The organism is Desulforegula conservatrix Mb1Pa (assembly GCF_000426225.1).
GTDB classification, from domain to species: Bacteria; Desulfobacterota; Desulfobacteria; order Desulfobacterales; family Desulforegulaceae; genus Desulforegula; species Desulforegula conservatrix.
The window spans coordinates 36,216-59,092 of the sequence record NZ_AUEY01000016.1 but is presented as its reverse complement, the minus strand read 5'-3'; the positions used below and the strand labels follow the sequence as shown (position 1 = coordinate 59,092).

At 42.2% G+C, this 22,877-nt stretch carries 26 protein-coding genes; 10 read left to right on the top strand and 16 right to left on the bottom strand.

The features are described 5' to 3' along the window. Nucleotides 1-198 precede the first annotated feature (198 nt). The 7 genes from K245_RS0108350 (at nucleotide 199) to K245_RS23635 (ending at nucleotide 6,493) form a co-directional block, all read left to right on the top strand. Nucleotides 199-840, top strand: coding sequence for a hypothetical protein (locus K245_RS0108350; RefSeq protein WP_027358922.1), 642 nt, complete (start codon nucleotides 199-201; stop codon nucleotides 838-840). A 199-nt stretch (nucleotides 841-1,039) separates the two neighbouring features. Next, on the top strand, nucleotides 1,040-1,219 hold the full coding sequence (locus K245_RS28545) for a FeoB-associated Cys-rich membrane protein (protein WP_027358921.1): 180 nt from the start codon (nucleotides 1,040-1,042) through the stop codon (nucleotides 1,217-1,219). Continuing rightward, nucleotides 1,200-1,796 carry a DNA-3-methyladenine glycosylase I gene (locus K245_RS0108340; protein WP_027358920.1) on the top strand — a complete coding sequence of 199 codons (597 nt, stop codon included), beginning with the start codon at nucleotides 1,200-1,202 and terminating at the stop codon, nucleotides 1,794-1,796. Before K245_RS28545 ends, K245_RS0108340 begins: the two co-directional genes overlap by 20 nt. A 134-nt stretch (nucleotides 1,797-1,930) precedes the next feature. After that, nucleotides 1,931-3,655, top strand: a complete 1,725-nt coding sequence (recN, locus tag K245_RS0108335; protein ID WP_027358919.1) for a DNA repair protein RecN — start codon at nucleotides 1,931-1,933, stop codon at nucleotides 3,653-3,655. Between the two features lie 73 nt (nucleotides 3,656-3,728). After that, the gene (locus tag K245_RS0108330; RefSeq protein ID WP_027358918.1) at nucleotides 3,729-3,992 is read left to right on the top strand and encodes an FmdB family zinc ribbon protein; all 264 of its coding nucleotides are present in this window, start codon (nucleotides 3,729-3,731) and stop codon (nucleotides 3,990-3,992) included. Between the two features lie 761 nt (nucleotides 3,993-4,753). Continuing rightward, nucleotides 4,754-5,203 (top strand): CBS domain-containing protein, encoded by a 450-nt coding sequence (locus K245_RS0108325; RefSeq protein WP_027358917.1) that lies wholly within the window; start codon nucleotides 4,754-4,756, stop codon nucleotides 5,201-5,203. 543 nt (nucleotides 5,204-5,746) lie between these two features. Continuing rightward, nucleotides 5,747-6,493 carry a substrate-binding periplasmic protein gene (locus tag K245_RS23635; RefSeq protein ID WP_035276791.1) on the top strand — a complete coding sequence of 249 codons (747 nt, stop codon included), beginning with the start codon at nucleotides 5,747-5,749 and terminating at the stop codon, nucleotides 6,491-6,493. A 197-nt stretch (nucleotides 6,494-6,690) separates the two neighbouring features. Here the strand turns inward: K245_RS23635 and K245_RS0108305 are convergent, their stop codons facing one another. The 5 genes from K245_RS0108305 to hisI all read right to left on the bottom strand — a co-directional run bounded on the left by K245_RS0108305 (nucleotide 6,691) and on the right by hisI (nucleotide 9,850). After that, a complete protein-coding gene (locus K245_RS0108305; RefSeq protein ID WP_027358915.1) occupies nucleotides 6,691-6,996 on the bottom strand; it encodes an HNH endonuclease in 306 nt (101 codons plus the stop codon). Between the two features lie 9 nt (nucleotides 6,997-7,005). After that, on the bottom strand, nucleotides 7,006-7,896 hold the full coding sequence (era, locus tag K245_RS0108300; protein ID WP_035276789.1) for a GTPase Era: 891 nt from the start codon (nucleotides 7,894-7,896) through the stop codon (nucleotides 7,006-7,008). Nucleotides 7,897-7,899: 3 nt separating this feature from the next. After that, nucleotides 7,900-8,517: a ribosome biogenesis GTP-binding protein YihA/YsxC gene (gene yihA, locus K245_RS0108295; protein WP_027358913.1), complete on the bottom strand. Its 618-nt coding sequence runs from the start codon at nucleotides 8,515-8,517 to the stop codon at nucleotides 7,900-7,902. Between the two features lie 80 nt (nucleotides 8,518-8,597). After that, nucleotides 8,598-9,473, bottom strand: a complete 876-nt coding sequence (gene hisG / locus K245_RS0108290; protein ID WP_027358912.1) for an ATP phosphoribosyltransferase — start codon at nucleotides 9,471-9,473, stop codon at nucleotides 8,598-8,600. Further along, nucleotides 9,473-9,850: a phosphoribosyl-AMP cyclohydrolase gene (hisI, locus tag K245_RS0108285; RefSeq protein ID WP_027358911.1), complete on the bottom strand. Its 378-nt coding sequence runs from the start codon at nucleotides 9,848-9,850 to the stop codon at nucleotides 9,473-9,475. The genes hisG and hisI overlap by 1 nt, the downstream gene beginning before the upstream one ends. A 239-nt stretch (nucleotides 9,851-10,089) precedes the next feature. On the opposite strand from hisI, the gene K245_RS23630 reads away from it, so the two are divergent. From K245_RS23630 to fliW, 3 genes are all read left to right on the top strand, one after another. Continuing rightward, nucleotides 10,090-12,480: a penicillin-binding protein 1A gene (locus tag K245_RS23630; RefSeq protein WP_051283988.1), complete on the top strand. Its 2,391-nt coding sequence runs from the start codon at nucleotides 10,090-10,092 to the stop codon at nucleotides 12,478-12,480. Nucleotides 12,481-12,551: 71 nt separating this feature from the next. Beyond that, the gene (locus K245_RS0108275; protein ID WP_027358910.1) at nucleotides 12,552-12,983 is read left to right on the top strand and encodes a hypothetical protein; all 432 of its coding nucleotides are present in this window, start codon (nucleotides 12,552-12,554) and stop codon (nucleotides 12,981-12,983) included. Between the two features lie 54 nt (nucleotides 12,984-13,037). Beyond that, the gene (gene fliW, locus K245_RS0108270; protein WP_027358909.1) at nucleotides 13,038-13,487 is read left to right on the top strand and encodes a flagellar assembly protein FliW; all 450 of its coding nucleotides are present in this window, start codon (nucleotides 13,038-13,040) and stop codon (nucleotides 13,485-13,487) included. Here the strand turns inward: fliW and K245_RS23625 are convergent. The 11 genes from K245_RS23625 to K245_RS0108215 form a co-directional block, all read right to left on the bottom strand. Continuing rightward, complete coding sequence (locus K245_RS23625; RefSeq protein ID WP_156906741.1) at nucleotides 13,484-14,596, bottom strand: elongator complex protein 3; 1,113 nt, start codon at nucleotides 14,594-14,596, stop codon at nucleotides 13,484-13,486. The two genes, fliW and K245_RS23625, sit on opposite strands and share 4 nt — an antisense overlap. After that, on the bottom strand, nucleotides 14,568-15,299 hold the full coding sequence (rnc, locus tag K245_RS0108260) for a ribonuclease III (RefSeq protein WP_027358908.1): 732 nt from the start codon (nucleotides 15,297-15,299) through the stop codon (nucleotides 14,568-14,570). The genes K245_RS23625 and rnc overlap by 29 nt, the downstream gene beginning before the upstream one ends. A gap of 18 nt (nucleotides 15,300-15,317) precedes the next feature. Further along, entirely contained in the window at nucleotides 15,318-16,196 is an 879-nt protein-coding gene (locus K245_RS23620) for a PHP domain-containing protein (protein ID WP_051283986.1), read from the bottom strand. Further along, entirely contained in the window at nucleotides 16,186-16,548 is a 363-nt protein-coding gene (gene dksA, locus K245_RS0108250) for an RNA polymerase-binding protein DksA (RefSeq protein ID WP_027358907.1), read from the bottom strand. Before dksA ends, K245_RS23620 begins: the two co-directional genes overlap by 11 nt. A gap of 399 nt (nucleotides 16,549-16,947) precedes the next feature. Next, nucleotides 16,948-17,490 (bottom strand): NUDIX domain-containing protein, encoded by a 543-nt coding sequence (locus K245_RS0108245; protein ID WP_027358906.1) that lies wholly within the window; start codon nucleotides 17,488-17,490, stop codon nucleotides 16,948-16,950. Nucleotides 17,491-17,492: 2 nt separating this feature from the next. Further along, the gene (gene hemA, locus K245_RS0108240) at nucleotides 17,493-18,821 is read right to left on the bottom strand and encodes a glutamyl-tRNA reductase (protein ID WP_027358905.1); all 1,329 of its coding nucleotides are present in this window, start codon (nucleotides 18,819-18,821) and stop codon (nucleotides 17,493-17,495) included. Nucleotides 18,822-18,910: 89 nt separating this feature from the next. Beyond that, a complete protein-coding gene (locus K245_RS0108235; protein WP_027358904.1) occupies nucleotides 18,911-19,729 on the bottom strand; it encodes a cytochrome C assembly family protein in 819 nt (272 codons plus the stop codon). Then, nucleotides 19,722-20,408: a precorrin-2 dehydrogenase/sirohydrochlorin ferrochelatase family protein gene (locus K245_RS23615; RefSeq protein ID WP_051283985.1), complete on the bottom strand. Its 687-nt coding sequence runs from the start codon at nucleotides 20,406-20,408 to the stop codon at nucleotides 19,722-19,724. Before K245_RS23615 ends, K245_RS0108235 begins: the two co-directional genes overlap by 8 nt. A 206-nt stretch (nucleotides 20,409-20,614) precedes the next feature. Next, on the bottom strand, nucleotides 20,615-21,088 hold the full coding sequence (locus tag K245_RS0108225; RefSeq protein ID WP_027358903.1) for a GNAT family N-acetyltransferase: 474 nt from the start codon (nucleotides 21,086-21,088) through the stop codon (nucleotides 20,615-20,617). Then, nucleotides 21,085-21,870, bottom strand: a complete 786-nt coding sequence (locus K245_RS0108220; protein ID WP_027358902.1) for an MBL fold metallo-hydrolase — start codon at nucleotides 21,868-21,870, stop codon at nucleotides 21,085-21,087. The genes K245_RS0108225 and K245_RS0108220 overlap by 4 nt, the downstream gene beginning before the upstream one ends. Before the next feature lie 13 nt (nucleotides 21,871-21,883). Further along, entirely contained in the window at nucleotides 21,884-22,873 is a 990-nt protein-coding gene (locus K245_RS0108215; protein ID WP_027358901.1) for a DHH family phosphoesterase, read from the bottom strand. Nucleotides 22,874-22,877 lie beyond the last annotated feature (4 nt).

The following is a 22,877-nucleotide window of genomic DNA, read 5'->3' as shown; positions in this document are numbered from 1 at the left end:
TTTTTCCAGGGGGTTTTTTATTTTTACCAAAAGTCTTTCATAAAAAGCCTGATATGTTTTGCAACCTACTAATATCTTTATAACAGCATTACGATTTAACTTGCATTTTTTTGTATTATATATCTAAATCTTAAACAGCGTTTTATATTTGTAATCAACATATGGGGTTAATATTCCCGGAACACCAGGAGCTTTATAATGAACGACTTTTTACACAACCTGCGCACAAACGCCCAGCCAGGCCAGAATCAGCAGCAGAATGAAAAACAGAAATTTGCAGGCAACAGACGCCAGTATGATAACGGTACTTATGCGAATGACAGAAGGGCAAGCATGGACAGACGAAATACACGACAGTCCTCTTACTATAGCAACAACAAGCCATACTCCAGACCGGAGACAGACCAGCTGCCCCAGGGAGATGAACTGATAGACTCAATCCGTGACTTGCTCCTTGGTATTGAAAACAGCCAGAGAAAAATATCAATTGCGATGGAAAGAAACGCCATTGCCGAAGAAAGGAAAGCAGAAGCATTTGAGGCCGTAGCTTTCCAGATTAATCAGATTGGTGATCTTATTAAATCTGTATTTGAAGGACAGACATCACTTGTTGAAGCCCTAGGAATTCCGGCAGACGTATTTGCTCAAAAGCCTGAAAAAAGAACAAGAAAACGCGTAATCACAGATGAAAGACGCGTTGTTCTTGACAAAATCATGGAGCTCAGGGACAAGGGCGCGACTTATAATGAAATCGCTGACTTCCTTACAAATAACAACTATACTACTTTCTCCGGAAGGGGAAGATGGCACGCCCAGACCATTCACAGACTCTGCCAGTAGTCAGCAAATAGAAGTATAGACAAATATAAGAATAGAAGCCAACAGCTGAATCATTGGGTTCAGCTTAGTCTCATATAATCAAAGAGGTACTGTCAAACGGCAGTGCCTTTTTTATTACAATCTTTTTTAGGATCTCCTAAAAAAGATTGACTGCTTTAATAAGATTAATTATCTTTAGCTAAAAACAGATGAGGCAACTATGTTCGAAAAAATATTTATACTTCTAATTATAACCACCGCTGTATTATTTCTTGTTAATAGATTCGTAAAGACAATGACAAAAAAAAACCACTGTTGTTCGGGATGCAGAGGCTGCGAGTTACAGGAAAAAAATCGAAAAGAAACATGCGGAGTAAACATTGAAGACAGATTTAATTAGATGCCCATGGGCAGGTCCTGACCCCATTTATATTGATTACCACGACAAAGAATGGGGAGTTCCTGTATTTGACGATAATGCTCTTTTCGAATTTCTTATACTTGAGGGTGCCCAGGCTGGTCTCAGCTGGATTACCGTTCTAAAAAAAAGAAACTCATACAGAGAGGCTTTTGACAATTTTAATCCTGCCAAAATAGCTGAATACGATAATTCCAGAACAGAAGCCTTGCTTAATAACGAGGGGATCATACGAAACAGGAAAAAAGTTGAATCTGCCATTAAAAATGCCTCGGCTTTCATGAAAATAAATGAAAGACATGGTGGTTTCAGCAGCTATTTCTGGAGATATACAGAAGGAAAGCAGATTGTTAATACATGGAATTCCATGAGCGAGATACCCACATCCACAGAGCTTTCTGAAAAAATCAGCAAGGATCTGAAAAAAGAAGGATTCAGCTTTGTCGGCCCGACAATTATTTATGCCATGATGCAGGCGGTCGGAATGGTAAATGACCATCTTGTCTCCTGCTTCAGGCATGCTGAATGTCAACCAACCGTCCCAAAAAGTAAATTTTGAATTCATTCACAGTATATCTTTCAAAATCCACAGGAATCATATAAAAACCACAGTTAAACAATTTCTGTTTTTGGATATCCGCTATTCATCAATGGGTATAGCCTGACCATTTAAATACATAAATTCTGGAAGCCATGCTGTCTGAACTTAATATCAAAAATTTCGCTATTATAGACGACCTGACCATATCTTTCCACGAAGGCTTAAATATTCTAAGCGGCGAGACAGGAGCGGGTAAATCAATCATAATCAACGCCCTCAATCTTATTCTTGGAGGCAGACCATCTGCGTCGCTTATCAGGAACGGCGCCACAGAAGCAGAAATCCAGGCCCTTTTCCATGTACCGGAAAACAGCAAGCCACTTGAGATTATAAGCGGAAATGACATTGCCATTGATGACGGAATCATGATCAGAAGGATCATATCCGCAACAGGCAAAAACAGGATCTACATAAATGGCAGGCTCGCGCCTGTTCAAATACTCTCGGAAATATCCGAGCATCTTGCGAGCATTTCCGGCCAGCATGCCCACCAGCTTCTCATGAAAGAAGAAGAACATATAGAAATACTCGATTCGTTCGGTGACCTCGTCGAAGAAAGAGCCTCATACCAAAGCGAATTCAATGACTTCATTCCAATGACTGAAGAACTTGAAAGACTGAAAAAACTCAATCATTCGAGGAATCAGCAGAATGAGCTGCTTCTGTTCCAGAAAAATGAAATAGAAAATGCGTCCCTTAAACAAGGCGAGGATGAAGAACTCTCTAAGGAGCGCCACAGACTCAAAAATTCGGTTATGCTTCAGCAGACTGCCTATGAATGCTTAACTGGTATTTATTCCGGACAGAACTCGGCTTTCACGACTCTCATGGAAATCCGCAGACTTCTTGAGAAGTCCTCCAAGGCAGATGAAGAACTTAAAGAATTCATCACTAAAACGGATGAGATAATATACAGGATTGAAGATATTTCATCTGAACTTCAAACGTATCAGAACAAGCTTGAAACAAATCCGGAAAGACTAGAAGAAATAGAAAACAGGCTTGATCTCATAACAAAGCTGAAAAGAAAATACGGCGGAACGATTGAGTCCATATTAACCCATCTGGACGAAATATCAAAAGAGCTCGAAATCCTTGATGACATTGACGCAAGAATAATAAGACTTGAAAAGGATATTGCTGCAAAATATGGCAAACTTGCCGGACTTGCCGAAGAGCTATCTGACAAAAGAAAAAAAACAGCGGCCAAGCTTGATAAAGCAGTGGAGAACGAACTGGCGTCTCTATACATGAAAGGAACAACTTTCTGCACCAAGATATCGAACCTCGCGTCGAGCCCTCTTCAACCAAGCCTTTTTCCTGATCTGGATTTAAAGCTTAACGATCATGGCATGGACAAGGTTGTGTTCATGATTGCACCTAACAAGGGAGAAAGTCTCAAATCCCTTTCCATGACTGCCTCTGGCGGAGAGCTTTCAAGGGTGGTGCTTGCCATAAAATCCGCAATGACAAGTGACGGACAGGTTGAGACAGTTGTTTTTGATGAAGTTGACACAGGAATCGGAGGAGCCACAGCAGAGGCGGTGGGCGAAAAAATAGCCGCCATTTCTTCTGGCCGTCAGGTTATATGCATAACGCATCTTGCCCAGATCGCAAAATTCGGACACCACCACTTTTCCATCGAAAAGCAGATTATTGGCGACCGTACTACGACACTCATAAAGGAACTGTCAGAAAATGAAAGGGTTGATGAGATCGCACGCATGATAGGTGGCCAGACAATAACAGAGGCAACTATTAATCATGCCAGGGAGCTTCTTTCAAAAACAGGGGCAGAAAATAAATACAGCCATTGACACGTTCATTCATAATGATAAATGTATTCAAAATTTATTATAAAACTCTGCCTTGGAGTAACAGGAGTAAAAAATGCCAATTTTTGAATTCAAATGTGTAAAATGCGGTGAATTTGTGGAAGTGCTTGTAATGGGATCATCAAGTGATGAAGATGAAATTATGTGCCCGAAATGCGGCGCCCAGGAGTTTGAAAGAGTTCTGAGCGTTACAAGCCACAATATGAAAGACGGAGGCGGAGCCTCATGTAAATCAGCTTCAACAGCCACCTCACCATACACGCAAACAAGATCCTGCTCAGGTGGAAGCTGCACAACATATACAGTCCCTGGAAATTAAAATTTATTGTGGCCTTGCCTGATTTTCAGTTAAAAAGTGCCTTGTAGGTTAATTTGCCATCAAAACAAGGGCGATACGCAGGTCGGATTAGGACGACCTTTGTCCGTAATCCGACGTTAAGCAGGGCGCCTCCGGCGAGGCTATATAACCCAATAGACCAAAGTCAGACGAAGCGTATTCTTTCGGCTGTTTCGAGGTTGATAGGGCAAGTGCCTCGAGCGGGTCGCTTTTTGGAAAAAGCTCCGCAAAAACTTTGTGGTTTTGTTAGTAGACAAAAATACTGATATTTTTAGAGTCTTACAAATGTTCAGGCCATGACCTTTTCAAATATTACTGAGAATTGAGCATAGCCACAAAATTTATTTTCCGGTTTAATGGCGTACAGGTTCTCAATTTATGAGCGAATAAACTGGTTCCAAAGTGCGCCATCCTCCTTTCTGTCACCAAAGACCAATCCAATTTTATATCAAGACAGACAAAGCCGTAAAAAGTCAGACGCGCCTCATTCCGGCGCAGACCGCAATCCAGAAGTCTCTCAAAATACCGGAAACCTAATCAAGTCAGGGATGGCGCGTATGACTTTTTTGATTCTTTGCGAGACTATCAACTTTTTTCCTTATATTTCATCATTATCATTATCTGGCGGTAGCAAAACTATCAAACAGAACTATCAAACAGATTGACTCGCCATGGGTTTTGGGAGTAAATATAAGAATAACAAGGTTTTCAACCCATAAATTTAAATCATAGGAGGCGTAATTATGATAAAAGCCAAGGATATAATGGAAAAAGATGTAATTACGATGACTCCTGACATGAAAATTAAGGACGCAGCAAAATTACTCCTTGAAAGACATATCAACGGAGCTCCTGTTCTGGACTACGACGGTCAGGTACTCGGAATAATCTGTCAAAGCGATCTGATTGCCCAGCAGAAAAAAATCAATATGCCATCAGTATTCGCCTTTCTTGATGGATTTATCCAAATCGGCTCTGTAAAAAATATGGAAGCTGAAATAAAAAAAATGTCCGCAATGACAGTTGCGGATGCGATGACTGAAAATCCTGAAACAGTATCGCCAGAAGCGACCATTGAAGAAGTCGCAAGCCTTATTGTGGACAAAAGATTTCATACAATACCTGTTGTTGAAAATGAAGTACTGGTTGGAGTTATCGGGAAAGAGGATATCTTGAAGACTCTTCTTTCATAAATATTCATTCAAGCAAAAGAGTTCTTTCATATCCCCATTTGAAATCACTTTTGATAGTAATGCTTTGTAAAAAGCGCGTTTGTGATCTTATCAAAATTGCATTCATAACTGTTCCAGGCGCGCTTTTTAATTTGGCTCTGTTCCAGTTAAGTGTGGGATTCTTTATAACTCCAATAGCTATCTAATATTTTTCATAAAAAAGCTCCTTAAAAACCTAAAAGTAATAAGACAGTGCATACACAACCTTAGGGCTTTTTCGTCATGCCGGACTTGATCCGGCATCCAGTATTATCAAAGGTTTCTGGCTTACGGCCTGCGCCGGAATGACTTGAAATCGGACTTTTGCGACCTTGTCAATTTTGATGAACCCGCAAAAAGCAAAAAAAAGAGCTTCGGCGTCATGCTGGCCTGGGCCTGAATGAGGAAAGCCGGTCCTTTTGAGACTTTGTCAGTTTTATCACCCCAAGTTCAATTTATAAAATCCAGATATCATCCTTGTTTTTTACCGGCAAAACTGAAACCAAATCAATGAAAGGAGTTTTTATGTTTAGAAGAATGGTTGTAATGATTTCTCTCTTCTTGGTCTTTCTTTGCTCAAATTTGATGGCTGCCGAGACAATAAAGCTTGCAAGTCTCGAGTGGGAACCATATATAGGCCCTAAAATGCCTGGTGGAGGCTATGTAGCAGAAATAGTAACTGAGGCTTTTAAAAAAAATGGAAAAATCGCGCAGATAGATTATCTTCCCTGGGCAAGGGCTGTAAAAATGGCAAAAGATGGCGATTATGCCGGTTACTTGCCAGAATACTATTCCGAGGATCTTAAAAAAGATTTCATATTGTCAGCTCCATTTCCGGGAGGCCCCCTCGGATTCTTCAAAAAGAAAAGCAGCAAAATAACATTCAAGACACTCGAAGATCTCAAACCTTACAGCATCGGCGTTGTTCGCGGCTATGTAAATACAGCTGAATTCGACGCGGCTGCATATCTTAAAAAAGATGAAGCAAAGGACGATCTTACAAATTTTAAAAAACTCATTGCAGGAAGGATAGAACTGATTGTCTGCGATAAATATGTCGGTGAGCATCTGCTAAAAACAGAATTAAAGGAAAGTGCCGGAGAAGTTGAGTTCGTAGAGCCTGGACTTGAAAATAAGGATCTTTACCTTTGCATCTCAAAAGCTCTGCCAAACGGACAGAAAATCATGGATGAATTCAATGCGGCCATAAAACAGATGGCTGATGACGGCACAATGAAAAAGATCCTGGAACAATATGGAATAAAAAAATAACGGGCCTCAAAATAAAAGCGCCTCAAAGGAGTGCTTGGGGCGCTTTTATTAATGACAACGTCGCAAAAAGTCCGACTTTCGTCATTCCGGCGCAGGTCTGAATCCAGAAGTATCTGAGAATCCTGGATTCCGGATCAAGTCCGGCATGTCGCCGCCGCCCTTTTTCGGCTTTTTGCGAGTCCATCGTTAATGCTTTATCAGATATGCCCATCTTTATTAAGACCATGTATGTATTCTTCCCACTCCATGGGCAAGAGCAGTTTTTTTCTGTTATTACACTCCTTGCATGCAGGGACTACATTATTCTTGGTGGATCTGCCGCCCCTTGCAAGCGGGACAATGTGATCCATGGTTAGTTCAGCCGCAGGGGCCAAAGACCCGCAATAATGGCATCTCCCCTGGGAGCACTTGCGCTTCCACCATTCGGAATTTCTAAGTTCTCTGGCTTTATGCTTCTCTCGCCTTATATCATCATCATCCCAGTCATATCCGAAGGAAGACACAAAGAACTCCTAATAACCAAAATTTCTTAAAGATTTGCCATCTCTTGTCCAGTTTTTCTGAACCCTGACAAAGGTCTGGAGAAAAACCTTGGTGCCGAGAAAGACTTCGAGGTCAGCCCTTGCAGCAGATCCAATCTCCTTAAGCTTCAGACCGCCCTTCCCTATTATTATGCCCTTCTGGGAATCTCTCTCGACATGGATTGCAGCTTCAATCCTGACGAGCTTGGCCTCTTCTGAAAAAACTTCTATGGTTACTGCCGTGGCATATGGAATTTCATCGCCTGTCAGCCTGAAAACCTTTTCGCGTATTATTTCCGCACACAGGAATCTTTCAGGCAGGTCAGTAAGCTGGTCCTCTGGGAAAAGAGCAGGACTTTCAGGAAGAGCCTTCTCCATTGAATCAATGAGCACGTCAACCTGATCACCCTTTTCAGCCGAGACAGGAATTATTTCCAAAAATTCATATTTCCAGGTCCACTTTTTTATCATTTCAAGCAGAGCTGGCTTATGGACAATATCTGTCTTATTAAGCACAAGAATAACAGGCTTGTTAAACTCTCTAAGTTTAGTAGCGGTATAATCTTCGGCCTCACGATCAGATTCAGAAGCATCAACCACAAGCAGTATAAGGTCAGCGTCGCCCATTGCGGAGATTGCCGTATCGACTATCCGCGCGTTAAAAACCTTATTTGTTTTATGGACTCCTGGTGTATCGACAAAAATCATCTGTGAAGACGGCCTGTTCAGAATTCCTAAAATCCTATTCCTGGTGGTCTGCGGTTTTTTGGAGGTTATTGCTATCTTCTCGCCTATAATCTTATTAAGCAGAGTGGACTTGCCTGCATTAGGCGCTCCTACTATAGCTATGAATCCGCATTTGTGCTCTTCTTTTATGCCCATCCGCTACTCCTTTCCAAGCTCTTCGTCGGTCCATTCAGAAGCAACGGTCAGCTCATTAATAATATCCCATAGACGTTCCCTGCCTGCCCTTGTCTTTGAGGAAAAAACAACAAGATCTTTTACCGGCATATTGATGACTTCCGAGGCGGCCTTGATATATTTGACTCTGCCGTTGCCCGAAAGCTTATCGGCTTTCGTGAGAACAGGAATGCATGGTCTGCCGCGTTCGGAAAGCCAAGCGATGAGACTGAGTTCATCCTCGCTAGGAAGCCTTCTGATGTCCATTATGAGAACGACAGCCTTAAGGGTCACCCTTTTTTCAAGATAGTCTTCTATCATCTTGCCCCAGGTCTTACGGATATCTTTGGAAATCTTAGCATATCCGTAACCAGGAAGATCGACAAAAGAAAGATTGTCGTTAATAAGAAAAAAATTGATCAGTCTGGTGCATCCAGGATTTGAACTGGTTTTTACCAGATTCTTTCTGTTCAGCAGAGCGTTAATCAAGGAGGATTTCCCGGAATTTGATCTGCCGACAAAGGCTATTTCCGGTAGCAACGCATCCGTGTATTGGGACGGGGTAACAGCGCTTTTTATAAATTCAGCTGTTTTAATTATCATTCACACTTTCCATAAAACCATAGACCGGAACCCCTTTAAAAAAGGTCCCGGCCAGGATTTTTAATTATTTTACTTTTATTTTAAATAACTTTATTCAGGGAGTATTCAATTATTCCCTGGGCTCCCGCAGCCTTTAGCGCAGGAATAATATCACGAACAACACTTGTTTCTACAACACTTTCAACGGCAAACCAATCTGAATTATATAGATGAGAGACTGTTGGGCCTTTAAGACAAGGAAGCATTGAAACTATTTTATCAACACTGTCAGCCGGTACATTCATTTTAAGACCGGAGAGTTTCTCTGCCACGAGCGCACCCTGAAGAAGCATGGCCATCTGCTCGATCTTTGCCCTCTTTTCAGGATTCTTCCAGGCCTCTTTATTTGCAATCAGCTGGGTGTTTGTTTGCATGAGCTCATGTATGATCCTAAGTCCATGGGCCTTTATGGTGCTCTCTGTCTCGGTTATCTCAACTATTGCGTCTGCAAGACCTGCGACAACCTTTGCTTCAGTGGCTCCCCATGAGAATTCCACATCAACATTTATGCCGCGTTCCTGAAAATATCTTTTGGTATATCCTACAAGCTCTGTGGAAATTTTCTTGCCCTCAAGATCCTCAAGCTTTTTAACAGGAGAATCGTGGCTGACCGCAATTACCCATCTTGCTGGTTTTGCGCTTACCTTTGAATAAATGAGGTCACTGACAACATGAACGTCAGAGCCATACTCCGCGATCCAGTCCTTGCCTGTAAGACCAACATCCATTGTTCCGTTCTCGACGTTTCTTGCCATTTCCTGGGCCCGGCAGAGCGAACATTCGATGGTATCATCATCAATGGTCGGGAAATAACTGCGGCCACTTACTGATATTTTCCAGCCTGATTTTTTAAAAAGCGCAATGGTAGCGTCCTGAAGACTTCCTTTAGGGACACCTAATTTAAGCTTAGAACTCATTATTTATAAACCTCCTTTGGGTCAAAAACCAACTTATCAGCAATATTCAGCTTTCCGTTTTCAACTTTTCTGAAGAAACACGATTTATATCCTTCATGACACGCTGCCCCGCCAAGCTGCTCAACTTTTACAAGTACGGTATCAGAATCACAGTCAATCCTGATTTCTTTCACTATCTGAACATGGCCCGAAGATTCACCCTTCAGCCAAAGCTTATTTCTAGAACGACTGAAATAAGTCATTTTTCCTGTTTCAAGGGTTTTCGTCCAGGCTTCTTCATTAATATAAGCCAGCATAAGCACTTCACCGGTGGCATAATCCTGGGCAATCACAGGAATGAGCCCGCCGGCTTTTTTAAAGTCAAGCTTTAGCTCCATAATCTCTCCAATATTTCTGATAAAAAACTCTTAATAAAAAACGGCAAACAAACTAACTAAACATTTAAAAAAGCCCAGTCAACGTATTTTTCCTCTTATTCCGGTATTTTCTTAAATACTCCACTTGCTTATGGGTATCTCTTCTGTTAGATTTCCATAACTAAATCAGGGCCAGAATATGAACCTGAATGACAAAAATAACTTCTGCTTAGCCAGAAAAAACCAAAGCCTTGTGGGAAATGAAGAATCAAAGATCTTATACAGAAGTAATGAAAAAAAGAGCAAAAAAAACCAAGAAAAGTTTTTTAGGCGTTTTTTTTAAAATATTCTTTTCGCTCGTGCTGCTTGGGGCAGTATCCGGAGCAGGGGTAATATTTTTGACCTACAAATATTACAGTCAGGAACTGCCCAAAATTTCAACGCTCGGAGATTATAGGCCGCCGCTGGTTTCAACGGTCTTTTCAGATGACCAGGCAAAAATTGGTGAGTTCGCCCACGAAAAAAGAATTCTCGCTCCCTTGTCCGACATGTCTGACTTGCTTCTAAAAGCATTCATTGCGGCAGAAGATTCCAGGTTTTACAAACATCAGGGAATTGACTTCACAAGCATATTCAGAGCTTTTGTAAAAAATCTTTCCGAAGGTAAATTAAAACAGGGCGGCAGCACAATTACCCAGCAGGTGGTTAAATCATTCCTCCTTACCCCTGAAAAAACATATACAAGAAAGATCAAGGAAGCGATATTATCGTATCGAATAAGCAAGGGCTTCACAAAAAACGAAATCCTTTTTCTTTACCTTAACCAGATCTATCTGGGACAAGGCGCATACGGTGTCGCTTCTGCTGCAGATACTTATTTCGGAAAAAAACTAAAGGATCTGAGCCTTGCTGAATGTGCTATTCTTGCAGGACTTCCTCCGGCACCCAGCCAGTATTCCCCAATGAAAAACATGAAACTGGCAAAAGAGAGGCAGCATTATGTTCTTAAACAGATGGTCGAAGAAAAATACATAACACAGAAAGAGGCTGATGAAGCATTTGCTGCGGAAATAAAGCTTAACCACGCAAAAGAAGAAATCCACGAATCAGCCCAGCAATACATAGAACATGTAAGAAGATATATAGAAACAAAATACGGACCGGAAACCCTTTATGAAGGTGGCCTCAAGATTTATACCGCAGTAAATCTGGAGACTCAGAAACAGGCTTTCGAGGCGGTTGACAAAGGCGTTAGAGTAATTGACAAACGCCAGGGATTCAAAACCATTGAAAAACCATCTTCAGACCAAGCGCAGAATATGGAACCTGGAAATATCATCAGAGACGTCGGCAAATCCGGCTTTTCCGAAGGTGATATTGTAGCAGGTTTAGTTTCAGATTCAGGAAAAAGCAAGGGCGGCCTTGTTGTAAATATAGGAAAGACCCAGGCAATTGTGAGCAAGGAAGACATGTCCTGGGCACTCAGACCAGGCAAGGATTCATCAAGAAAAGGCTATAAATCGCCCCCCAAATCCGGAGATATGATCGAAGTCAAGCTCATCTCTCCTGATGAAGGTACTGGGTCCTGGAAAGCGAGCCTTGAGCAGAAGCCTGAAGTTCAGGGATCACTTGTTTGCATGGAAAATTCCACTGGTTATGTCAAAGCCCTCATAGGTGGAAATGATTTCAAATCAAGCCAGTTCAACAGGGCCATACAATCCAAAAGACAGCCTGGATCTTCATTCAAGCCTATTGTTTATGCGGCAGCTCTTGATAAAGGCTATACTCCTATAACAACCATTGTTGACGCGCCAATATCCTTCAAAATTGGAGACAAGGTCTGGTCACCTCAGAATTATAATGAAAAATTCATGGGGCCTGTCACTCTTCGCAAGGCTCTGGCTCTCTCAAGGAATATCATCAGCATAAAAATCCTTCAGGACATAGGTGTGGATACGGTAATTTCATATGCGAAGAACCTTGGAATCACATCACCGCTCGAGAAAAATCTCTCGCTCGCACTTGGTTCTTCAGGAGTGTCTCTCATTGAAATCACAAACGCATATTCAGTTTTTGCAAACATGGGATATAAGGCAGAACCCGTCTTTGTAACAAAAATCATAGATAGAAATGGTAATGTTCTTGAGGAAAATCTTCCGGCAAGGGCTCAGGTCATAGATTCTGCCTCAGCTTACATTATGACGAGTCTTCTTGAAAGCGTCGTAAATGAAGGAACAGCCACAAATATAAAAGCCCTTGGAAGACCTGCAGCCGGCAAAACAGGCACAACCAATGAGTATTTTAATGCCTGGTTCATTGGCTTTACTCCTGAGTATTCGACCGGAGTATGGGTAGGCTTTGATGATGAAAAAACAATGGGCGATGGCGAGACAGGCGGCAAATCAGCCAGCCCCATATGGCTTGATTTCATGAAAGAGGCTCTCAAGGACAAACCTGTGGAAGTTTTCAAGGCTCCTGAGAATGTCGTATTTGCAGAAGTTTATGATTCCTCAGGTAAACGACTGGAATGCTTTAAGGAGGGTACCGAGCCTGCTTCAGCTACAGCTACGACTCTTCCAGATGGCACTACAGGTGATCCACAGGAAGATGTTGTTACTGATACAGAAACTCTTTTTAAATCAGAACTGTAGTAACCCGTTTTCTTTACGAATCCAGACTGTTCTATAAAAAAAGATAACCTTTATGATGAGGAACTAAACTAATGAAAAAAAAGTACATATATTTCATCGCCATATGCTTTGTTTTTATCACTGCAACAGCCTTTGCTGGAACCATAAGAACAGGAGATGATTCCCTTGATGAATCATTGAATTCTCTAACAGAGCAGGTGGAAAAACCAGAGGAATTTATCAAGGTGAATCTGGCCACCCGTTTTAATCAGCCTGCTGATAAATTAATCGGATACATGAATAACGAGAAGATTGAAGTATCTGAAGTTTTTGTTATTTCTTATCTTGCAGCCTCTATGGGTAAAGAATCTGACGCTGTGATGAGCGATTTTAAAACCAGCAACAAAAATTGGTCCCAGTTCCTTAAAGCCTACAAAATAGTCAAAGGAAACAAAGAATACCGCAAATTGCTAAAAGCATCGATCAATATACACCCAAAACCCTTCATTCCAAAAGTTAAATAGTTGATGTATAATAACAAACAACAATAACAATGCACAAATAGTAAGGAGAAAAATATGAAATCTGAAAAGCCTAGCCCTGATGCTCTCCTTGACAACGGAAACAATCAGAACAAAACCATTTTATTTCCAAACGGAATTCCCGGGTTTGAGGATCTTAAAACTTTCAGGCTCCTTAAAGAGCCTCTTAATCCTTCTGTGTTCATACTTCAATCCGTTGAAAAGCCAGATCTTAATATTCCGGTCGTTCTTCCGCACACATTCGGCATCAGTTATGATATTGAGCTTTCTGATGAAGAAACATCCATAATAGAAGCCGGTGAAACGTCTGAAATAATTGTATTTCTTGTACTTGCAAAAGATTCTGAAGAAAAGAAGACCGAAAAAAACAAGAAGGGGTCAATTGTGGCAAATATTGCGGGACCTGTGGTTATAAACATAGAAAGCATGAGAGGATACCAAAAAATCCTGACAGCAATGGATTACAACCTTAATATCCAGAGCTAAGGCTTAAGGCTTTCAACAAATAAAGCCGACCTTTTTTTTGATTCCGGCGCAACCACCCTCAAATGAAAATCTTCGACATCAAGGGCTGGATCTGAAACAACCGAAACTCCAGCCAGATCGTATTTGATCAGGAGAGATTTTATATTTTCATTTTTATTGCCCCTGACCCTGGAAATGCTTTTGTTGTTACATGCAATTTCCAGATTTTTCCCATCAAGACTGATACAGGGAAAATCAGCGCTGATCCTTGCAATGATTTTTTCATAAAAGATTGATGACAAAACAAGATGGCCAAAAGCCGGATGATATGGCCCTGCAAGGACTGTTGTACCAGGGATCAAATCATCGGTTGCCTGCAAGCCCATCCTTATTATTTTTATATTTCTGCCTGTGAAAACAGCATGAAGATTTCTGGCCCTTTTCACAGCCTCTTCAATTTCAAGGGGGATATAGAGTCCTTTTCTGTATGATTCCGCAAGAGGACTCCCATCAACCACAACCGTAGGATAAATACGCACAAAATCAGGAGACAAATCTGCAACTGCATTTCCTGTAAAAACAGATGAAGCTTCATCTTCTCCAGGCAGTCCTATCATAATCTGGAGTCCTGTCTCATATCCCTCAGATCGACTAAGTTTTGCTGCCAAGGCCGTATCTTCAGGGCTGTGTCCCCTGTTAGATAAAGACAGAACACGAGGGTCCATGGACTGTGTTCCTATTTCAATTGTCTTTACAGGATAATCCCTTATCAGTGCCATCATTTCAGGAGTGACAGTATCAGGACGTGTTGAAAATCTGATGCTGTGGATCATTTTTTTTTCAAACAAAAATCCTGCCTGATCAAGATATTTTCCGACAGCTGCTTTTCCAATTCCCAAAAAATTGCCGCCAAAAAAAGCAAGCTGAACATGATTGTGAACATCTCCGGAATATCCCAGATAAAGATTCACCGCATCTTCAATGGAATGATCAGATATTGGATTGTCCGTTTTTTTGCCTGATATTGTTCTCTGGTTACAGAATGAACACTGATGAGGACAGCCTGCATGGGGTATAAAGAATGGAATTACAAATGGACTCTCAGTCCTTTTCATCTGTTTCTTTTTCAACTGTTTTATCCGAAATCATGTCAAGGCCCTTTCTTGCGGCTTCCTGCTCAGCCGTTTTTTTACTTTTCCCGGCGCCTTCTGCGGACATATCAGAAAACTTTAAAAGAACCTTGAAGGTCTTATCATGGTCAGGCCCTTCTTCATCAACGATTCTGTATACAGGGGTCTCCCTGAACATTGTCTGAACCATTTCCTGAAGCTTGCTTTTGGCGTCAAACACATAAGTTCTGTCTTCTGGCCTTGTATCTATTATAATGTCCTGGAAATGCCTTCTAACCATTGAAAATGCGGATTCAAAACCGCCATCCAGATAAACAGATGCAATAATGGCCTCAAACGCATCTGCCAATATGGAATTTTTCTCCCTTCCGTTTGTGATAAGCTCACCCTTGCCAAGGAGGAGAAAGGGCCCTAAGCCCATGGCCCTTGAAATCTCGGAAAGCCTCACCTCATTCACAAGATTAGCCCTCATTTTTGAAAGCACACCTTCTTTCTGGTCAGGATATCTATCCATAAGAAGATGACCTATTACAAGGTTGAGCACTGCGTCACCGAGGAACTCAAGGCGTTCGTTATCACTTCCGTGGTCAGCTTTCTCATTGACATATGAGCTGTGGCGCAAAGCATTCTGAAGAAGCGAGCGGTCTTTAAAAGAATAACCTATGTTGTTCTCAAGGAGATTATAATCTCTGGAAGCTTTCATTGGGCAGGAATTAGACACTCAGGAAGACAAAACCTTTTTTAAATCAAGAAAAAATAAATAGGGAACCCGAAGAGATCCCCTGCCTGTACCTATTTTTATATCAGGCTTCATTTCACCGTGAAAATCAGAACCACCCGTGACAATGAGACCTTTTCGCCTCGCCAAACCTTCGAACATTGACACCTGGCTCTCTGAGTGTCCGCTGTAATAAGCCTCAAGGCCGGCAATACCCATATCACAAAGACAATCGAACAGACTTTGAAATGGCTTGTCGTGTGGGCATCTCAATAATCCTGGATGCGCAAGTACAGCCGCGCCGCCAGCTTTTGATATTACAGATATGGCCTTGTCGCATGGAATCTTTTCTTTTTCGACATATGCGGGCCTGCCCTTTGCCAGATATTTATCAAAAGCCTCTTCCAGGGATCTTACATAACCGGCCTTTACCATGCACACAGCTATGTGTGGTCTCCCTGGCTGCCCCCCGGATGCTTCGGCTTCAACATCCGAAAGAGCGATTTTTAGCCCAAGCGAACTCAATCTGTCAAGCATCTTGGGATTACGATCCAGTCTGGCTTGTTTCTGCTTAGTCAAAACATCAAGCAACTCACGGTTGTCAGGATCGACTCCGTAACCTAGAATGTGGAAACTGCCAGAACAATAACATCCTTTTGGAGGAGCCGAACTGATCTCAACGCCGGTCAAAAAATCCAGGGAGTCCGGTATTCCTTTTTCCAGAATCTTTTTCACGCCGTCAAGCGTGTCATGATCTGTAATGGAAATAGCCGAAATCCCTGATCTTACAGCGATATCAATTATTTCCTCAGGGCTGTTAGTCCCATCTGAGGCATTGGAATGAATATGCAGGTCTATGAGCCCTGACAAATTAGACGCCAAGCACTTTCTCCAGTGCTTCTGCCTTTGTTTTGCACTCTATGCACTGCTCTGCCACAGGTCTTGCTTTCAGCCTCTCGAATGAAATATCCTCACCACAGCTCTCGCAGATTCCGAAATTACCATTATCGATTCTTTCGATTGCCTGTTTGATCTTCTTGATGAGTTTATGTTCACGGTCCCTGATTCTGAGCGTGAAACTCTGGTCTGACTCGTGGGTTGCCCTGTCAGTCGGATCTGGATAACTCTCCGCCTGATTTGTCATATCAACCACTGTGTCATCAGCATGCTCGAGCAATTCCTGAAGCTGCTGCAGCAAAAGCCCTCTGTAAAGCTCCTGTTGTTCCTTATCCATACTCTCTCCCTTCTGCTGACAGTTTTCATGATTTTCCGGTCACAAAAAACCAAGATGCACTACAAAATGAATGAAGATTGCGGAAAAGTCGCATATTACTAAAAATAACAACCGGAAAAGTATTCGTCGATATCATGTTGCAGTTTTCTTGTAAAGCCAAAAAAACCGGCTTTGGCCGCGCAATATGGCCAAATGTTAAATACTTATCTATTATTTCAAGTAAATATATATAGAATCATTATTTCATTCTTGTGTCGCAAAATAACAAAACTGCTCAAATATTCCTGAAAGTCTATTCACAATAAAGGATTTTTAGTTTCTGATATAACATATGGATTATATGATAAAAATCAACATATGACATCCATATATGTATTGAACACGAACAGAAAAAAGTAATCAGGCTTTTTTATTGAACCCGGCTGTATTTTGCAGGAAAGATGATATGATAAACCTGATGGAATCAAATGCAATGTCGTCCTGGCTGATCTTGTCCAAATTCATGAAAACATAATCAGAGACATCATCGCCTGGAATAATATCAGAATCGCCGGCAATATCTGCAATGAATGCAAGATCCAGGGTTTTGTATTGAAGCCCTGAATATTCATAGGAATTTGGCCATGAACCAAAGTATCTTAAATTGGTTATTTCAATTCCAAGTTCTTCTAGGGCTTCCCTTCTCAGGGCATCTTCTGCTGACTCATCATGATTCACAAAGCCTCCGGGAAGATCAAGCATTCCCTTACCAGGATCATTTTTTCTTACCGTCAGCAGAAGCCTTCCTCCAACGTCCGTTATAAGTGCTGCGACAGCTGCCGCGGTATTAAAGAAAAATTCCAGATCGCAGGCTGGGCATAGAAGTCCGCCGGATGAATTTAATGTAATCCCACCTTTTCCGCATCTTGGGCAATAAGTGAGTACATTCTCAAATGATGACACAATCAGGAGGCCCTGCCAGACATTGAATTATCTTCATCCACGCTTTCTGTTTCTAAACGTTCATCTTCATCAAGATTGAAAAGACTTCTGATTATGCCTATATAAAGAGACTCATTGCCCTTGTGACTCGTTTTCCTTAGAAACTGGATGGGGTTGTGAAGTATTTTGCTCACAAGTCCCTGGGTCATTCTTTTAAGGGCATCCTGCTCGTTTTCTGTCAGGCTTTTCAGACCTGGAAGGGTTCTTGAAAGCTCGAAATCAGCAATATCCTCAAGCCTGTTTTTAAGAGCCACAATTGTCGGCACTATATCGAGTCCATTCAACCATTTCCTGAACTTAATGGATGCCTCGTCAACAATTCGTTCGCCTTTGACAGCTTCCTTGCCTCTGCTTTCAAGGTTCTCGTCAATAACGCCCTTTAGATCATCAATGTCATATACATATGCATTGGTCAGCCTGTTAATTTCAGGGTCAATATCCCTTGGCACGGCAATATCTATGAAAAAAGCGGGTTTGTTGCCACGCTTCTTCATTGCACTCTTTGCGACATCCCTTTCTATGACAAATCCAGGAGCTCCGGTTGAACTGAGTATTATGTCCGCGTCCACAAGAAGAGAGGGCAGCTCTTCAATTGAGGCCGCTTTACCGCCGAATCTTGATGCAAGATCAACAGCCCGTGAAAGAGTTCTGTTCGCGACAGTAACCTGCCCGACCTTCTGCCTTATAAGATGAGCCACTGCAAGTTCCGCCATCTCTCCGGCTCCTATCATGAGAACTCTTCTACCCTCAAGGCTTCCGAAAATCTTCTTGGCAAGCTCGATGGCTGCATAGCTTATGGATACGGCGCTCCCGCCTATTCCTGTCTCTGTTCTTATTCTTTTTGCGGTCTGAAAAGCCCTGTGAAAAAGCCTGTTAAGGATCATTCCCGAACTTTTTCTGGCCACGGCAAGGTGATATGCATCTTTTATCTGCCCCAGGATCTGGGGTTCTCCAAGAACAAGTGAATCAAGCCCTGCCCCAACCCTGAAAATATGTTTTACGGCCTCATCTCCTGTATGGCTGTAAAAAGCGCCTTCAAAATCAGATAAAGGAATATTTCTGTAATCTGAAATTACTGACATAACAGATCCAGACGCAAGATCAGCAGATTCGCATACAACGACAATTTCAAATCTATTACATGTGGAAAGGACATAAGCCTCGTCAATGCAATCTTCGGACTTAAGCCTTTCAAGAAGAGAAACAGCATCATCCTTGGAGCAGGCAAGCTTTTCCCTCAGCTCAACACATGCAGTCTTATGGCTTAGTCCCAAAAGCAGAATTTCATTCATAACTCAAAAACCCATCATTATTTTTTTAGTACGCGCAGGGCAGATGATAATCCATAAAATATGAACGCCCTATGTATAAAAACCGTACACTATCTGAACCTTGTAAAATCACCGTGATGCCCGCCCATCAAAAAATTGACCCCAAAGAAGGTAAAAAGGGCCACTGCAAGGCCGAACATATACATTATTGCCGCATGCCTGCCGCGCCAGCCAGAGGCTTTTCTTCCATGCAATATGGCCGCATATAAAAACCAGGTGGCGGCTGACCAGATTTCCTTGACATCCCACCCCCAGAATCTGCCCCATGTAATTTTTGCGTAAGCCATTCCTGCGGCAAGACCAATGGTAAGAAAACAGAATCCGAGCTTCAGACAGGAGTATCCTGTGCTGTCAAGCAGTTCAAGGGATGGAAGGCGCCTTAGAAAAATTCCTTTTCTTTTTGCCTTGATCGCGTTTTCCTGAAGTATGTAAAGAAAGCCTGCGCCGGCAGCCATCACAAAAGCTGCATCCCCTGTAAATGTGATAACTACATGGATAATAAGTAAAAAATCATTGTAGCTTCCGCCTGTCGAAGCGAACTGGTATCCGGGAACTATCATTGAAGCTCCGAGGACAAGGGCTGACAGACATGATGCAAGCACGCCCATAATCCTTATATTCAAAAGTATTCTTATAATAATGAAAATTGCGGTGACAGAAATCGAAGAGAAGGAAAGAACTCCCCTGAGACTGAAAACAGGCATATATCCGAGATGAATGACTGTTGCGGCCAAACTCCCGAGATGACATACAAATCCCGCCAGAAGAAGTATAAATCCTGACTTGTGATGTATGGCCTTCTGATCCCAGAAATAAACAATATAAGATATCGAGCTGAAAATATAAAAAGCGAGTGCAATTTCAAGCATTCTTTAGCTCCTGATCTTCTTTATCATCAATATACCTGGCACATGAATACCCTTCACCAAGCACGGAGAAAAGCAGACTGTCTATGGCTTCAAGGTCGCCTGTCCTGCAAAGCTCAAGCAGCCCGCCTTTTATTATTGCCTCAAAAAGTGGTTTGTGAGCCTCGTGGTCATGGGCCTCGGCAAGCAGAGTCTTTCTTATTCCGCCCATTATGGAAAGAAACATCTCGTATTCAGGGCCGAACATGGAATCCATCTGCCGTCTAAGGCTCTTTGAAAAGGCCGGACTCTGACCAGACGTTGAGACCGTCACTGTAAGCGGCCCCCTTCTTATCACAGAGGGAAGAATAAAATTGCATGCGTCAGGAACATCAGCAATATTGCAGATCATGCCTTTTTCTTCAGCGTCCCTGCTTATCTGCCAGTTTACGTCCTGATTGCTGGTCGAGCCTATGACAAGAAAAAAACCATCAAGATCCGAAGGATCATAATCCTTTTTTTTCCATACAATCCTGCCCTGCCCGGCAAGCCGCTCTATCGCAAGCGACACAACAGGGCTCACAACAACAACCCTGGCATCGCACTGCATAAGTCCCTTAACCTTTCTTGTCCCGACTTTTCCGCCGCCGACAACAAGGCATGGCCTGTCTTTTATCTTGAGATTAACCGGATAGTAATTCATCACTTGCTAATATCTGCCTCCGGCGGGTCGCTTTTTTGAAAAAAGAGCTCCGCTAAAAAAACCATGATTTTCGATTTCAGAAGTCTGATTTTTGATCGAAAAGATATATTTAAAATCAGATTCGTAGGTCGGATTAGAGCGTTCTTTGCTCGTAATCCGACGTCAGCCTTGTGCCTTGGATAGACTGCTCGTAAAGTTGCAGCTTTTTATTCAATAAACAATCTCATTGTCTCTGCAACCGAAACAAAACCACATTTTTCATATATTGGTTTTCCTTCATCGCTGGCATTAAGAAGCACTCTTTTGATTCCATTCCCCCTACAATAATCTATTGCTCTTTCTATTATCTGCCTGGCGTGCTTTCTGCCACGAAACTCTCTTTCTGTGTATACACTATGCATATAGGCAATATTATAATTTATGTCATTCGGCACAGGTACAAGACTTATAATTGTAATTGCTCCGCTTGCCAAAATATGACCGTTCTTTTTAACCACCCAAGCCTTACAAATGCCTTCCGGAATCTGTTTTTCCAGTTTTTCAAAATATGCCTTTTCAAGCTCCAAAGCTTTGGCGTCTTCTAATAGCAGCCCCTTTTGATCCCATATTTCTTCAAACATATTTCTGTGATGTATTGCAAGCTGTCTTATATCACCAATTTCCGCTAATTCAGGTTTCATATATTAGACCGCATCAGGCATAAATCCAAAGCCATCAAATCCTCTGCCAAGGTTATCTTGCCTGAATATGTCCTTCTGCACTGTTTTTCAATATCTACTTCCGAGCATTCAGGATAAAAATGCGTAAGCACGAGATGGCTGACACCTGCCTGTTCGGCAATTTCCCCGGCAAGGGACGGAGTAAGGTGTCCAGGTACTTTTTTCTCGTCAGGCATTGCAGATTCACAGATCAGGACGTCACATCCCATAGACAGTTCAATCAGGCTTTCAGAATAGTCAGTATCTCCTGAATAAACCACGGACTTTCCGCCGCACTCAATTCTATACGCTATACTTTCCGGCTTGTGTTCAACTTTAGCGGCATATATTTTTGCATCCCCAATAGCTATGCTTTCAGGAATGCCATTACTGATTTCTATTTTCTGGAAAATCCCGCAAGGTGTGTCCATCCAGTCCCCAAAAACGCTTCTCAAACCAAAATAGAACCTGCTTAGACCCGGGCCTCCTGCAAGAACTAGTGGTCTGCCCATCCTCTGTCCTGCGTGGGGATATTTTGTGGAAAAAAGAAAATTAGCCAGCTCGCCGCAATGGTCAGGATGGAAATGACTTAATAAGATGGCGTCAACATCATAAATAAGATGCCCTGCCCCAAGCAGCCTGTGCATTGTTCCTGGACCGACATCCAGAAGGATACTGCTGTCTCCTGCCTGAACAAGAACAGAACAAGAACTCCTTACGAGTGACGGTACACAGGTTCCTGATCCGATTATGGTTATTTTCATGGCTGCTTCCGCATCAAGACTTTCCCGCCCTTGCTGTCACCCTTTTTATGATCCATTTGATGACATCACTTTTTCTTGTAAGCTTGACGCAATCAGGAAGAGAATCAACCGGGATTTCTGCCCTTGCCATGCTTTTATGCCCTCCGGCCGACCCATATGCCCCGAATCCTCCAGAGGCCACATTCCCGGCGCTTCTTCTTATTCCGTCGTTTCTGAAAACAATGACGAGCTTTCCATCGAAAAGGCCGGAAACAATGCTCCAAGTCATGGAATTGAGGCGCATGAAAAAATCCGCAATCTGGACACAAACATCAGGATTGGGAACATCTCCTAAATGAACATAGACCTTATGACGTCTTATAACCTTTTCCTTGAGAGCTTTTTCAAAATAAGGAAGAAAATCAATGGGGAGATCTGTCTGGCCGATTTTTCTTTCAAGCTGATGATTGGCAAATCTGAAAAGATACTGAAAAGCCTCTATGTCCTTCATCAGTGTCTGACGACCGAAATTACCCGTATCAGTCTTGATTGCATAAAAAAGACCGGTCGCAAGTTTTTCAGAAGGTTTGATGGCAGCGGCCCGCAAGTACTCAGTCATGATAGTAGCTGTTGCGCCATAGGTCGGTCTTATATCTACAAAATCTCCAAAGACACATGTTTCAGGATGATGATCAATAACAACAGAGGGTCTGAAAAGTCCAAAGCAGTCATGATGATCGGGCTGGGAATCGACAATTACATATTTTGTAAATCTGAAAGGATCAATTTCTGAAATATAATTAATCTTGACGCCAAGCAGCTTTATCATTGCAAGGTTATCAGAGCGTTTGATTCTATTCACAGAGGCAATGCAGGAGGAAGCCACTTTCCGCCACAAGAGTCTTTTGACGGCCATGGCGCTGGCAATAGCGTCAGGATCAGCATTGATAAGGATAAGCACCCTGTCATCATTTGAGAATCTGCCGTAAAATTTCCTCAGCTTTTCTGATGCCGAATTGTTCATTGCC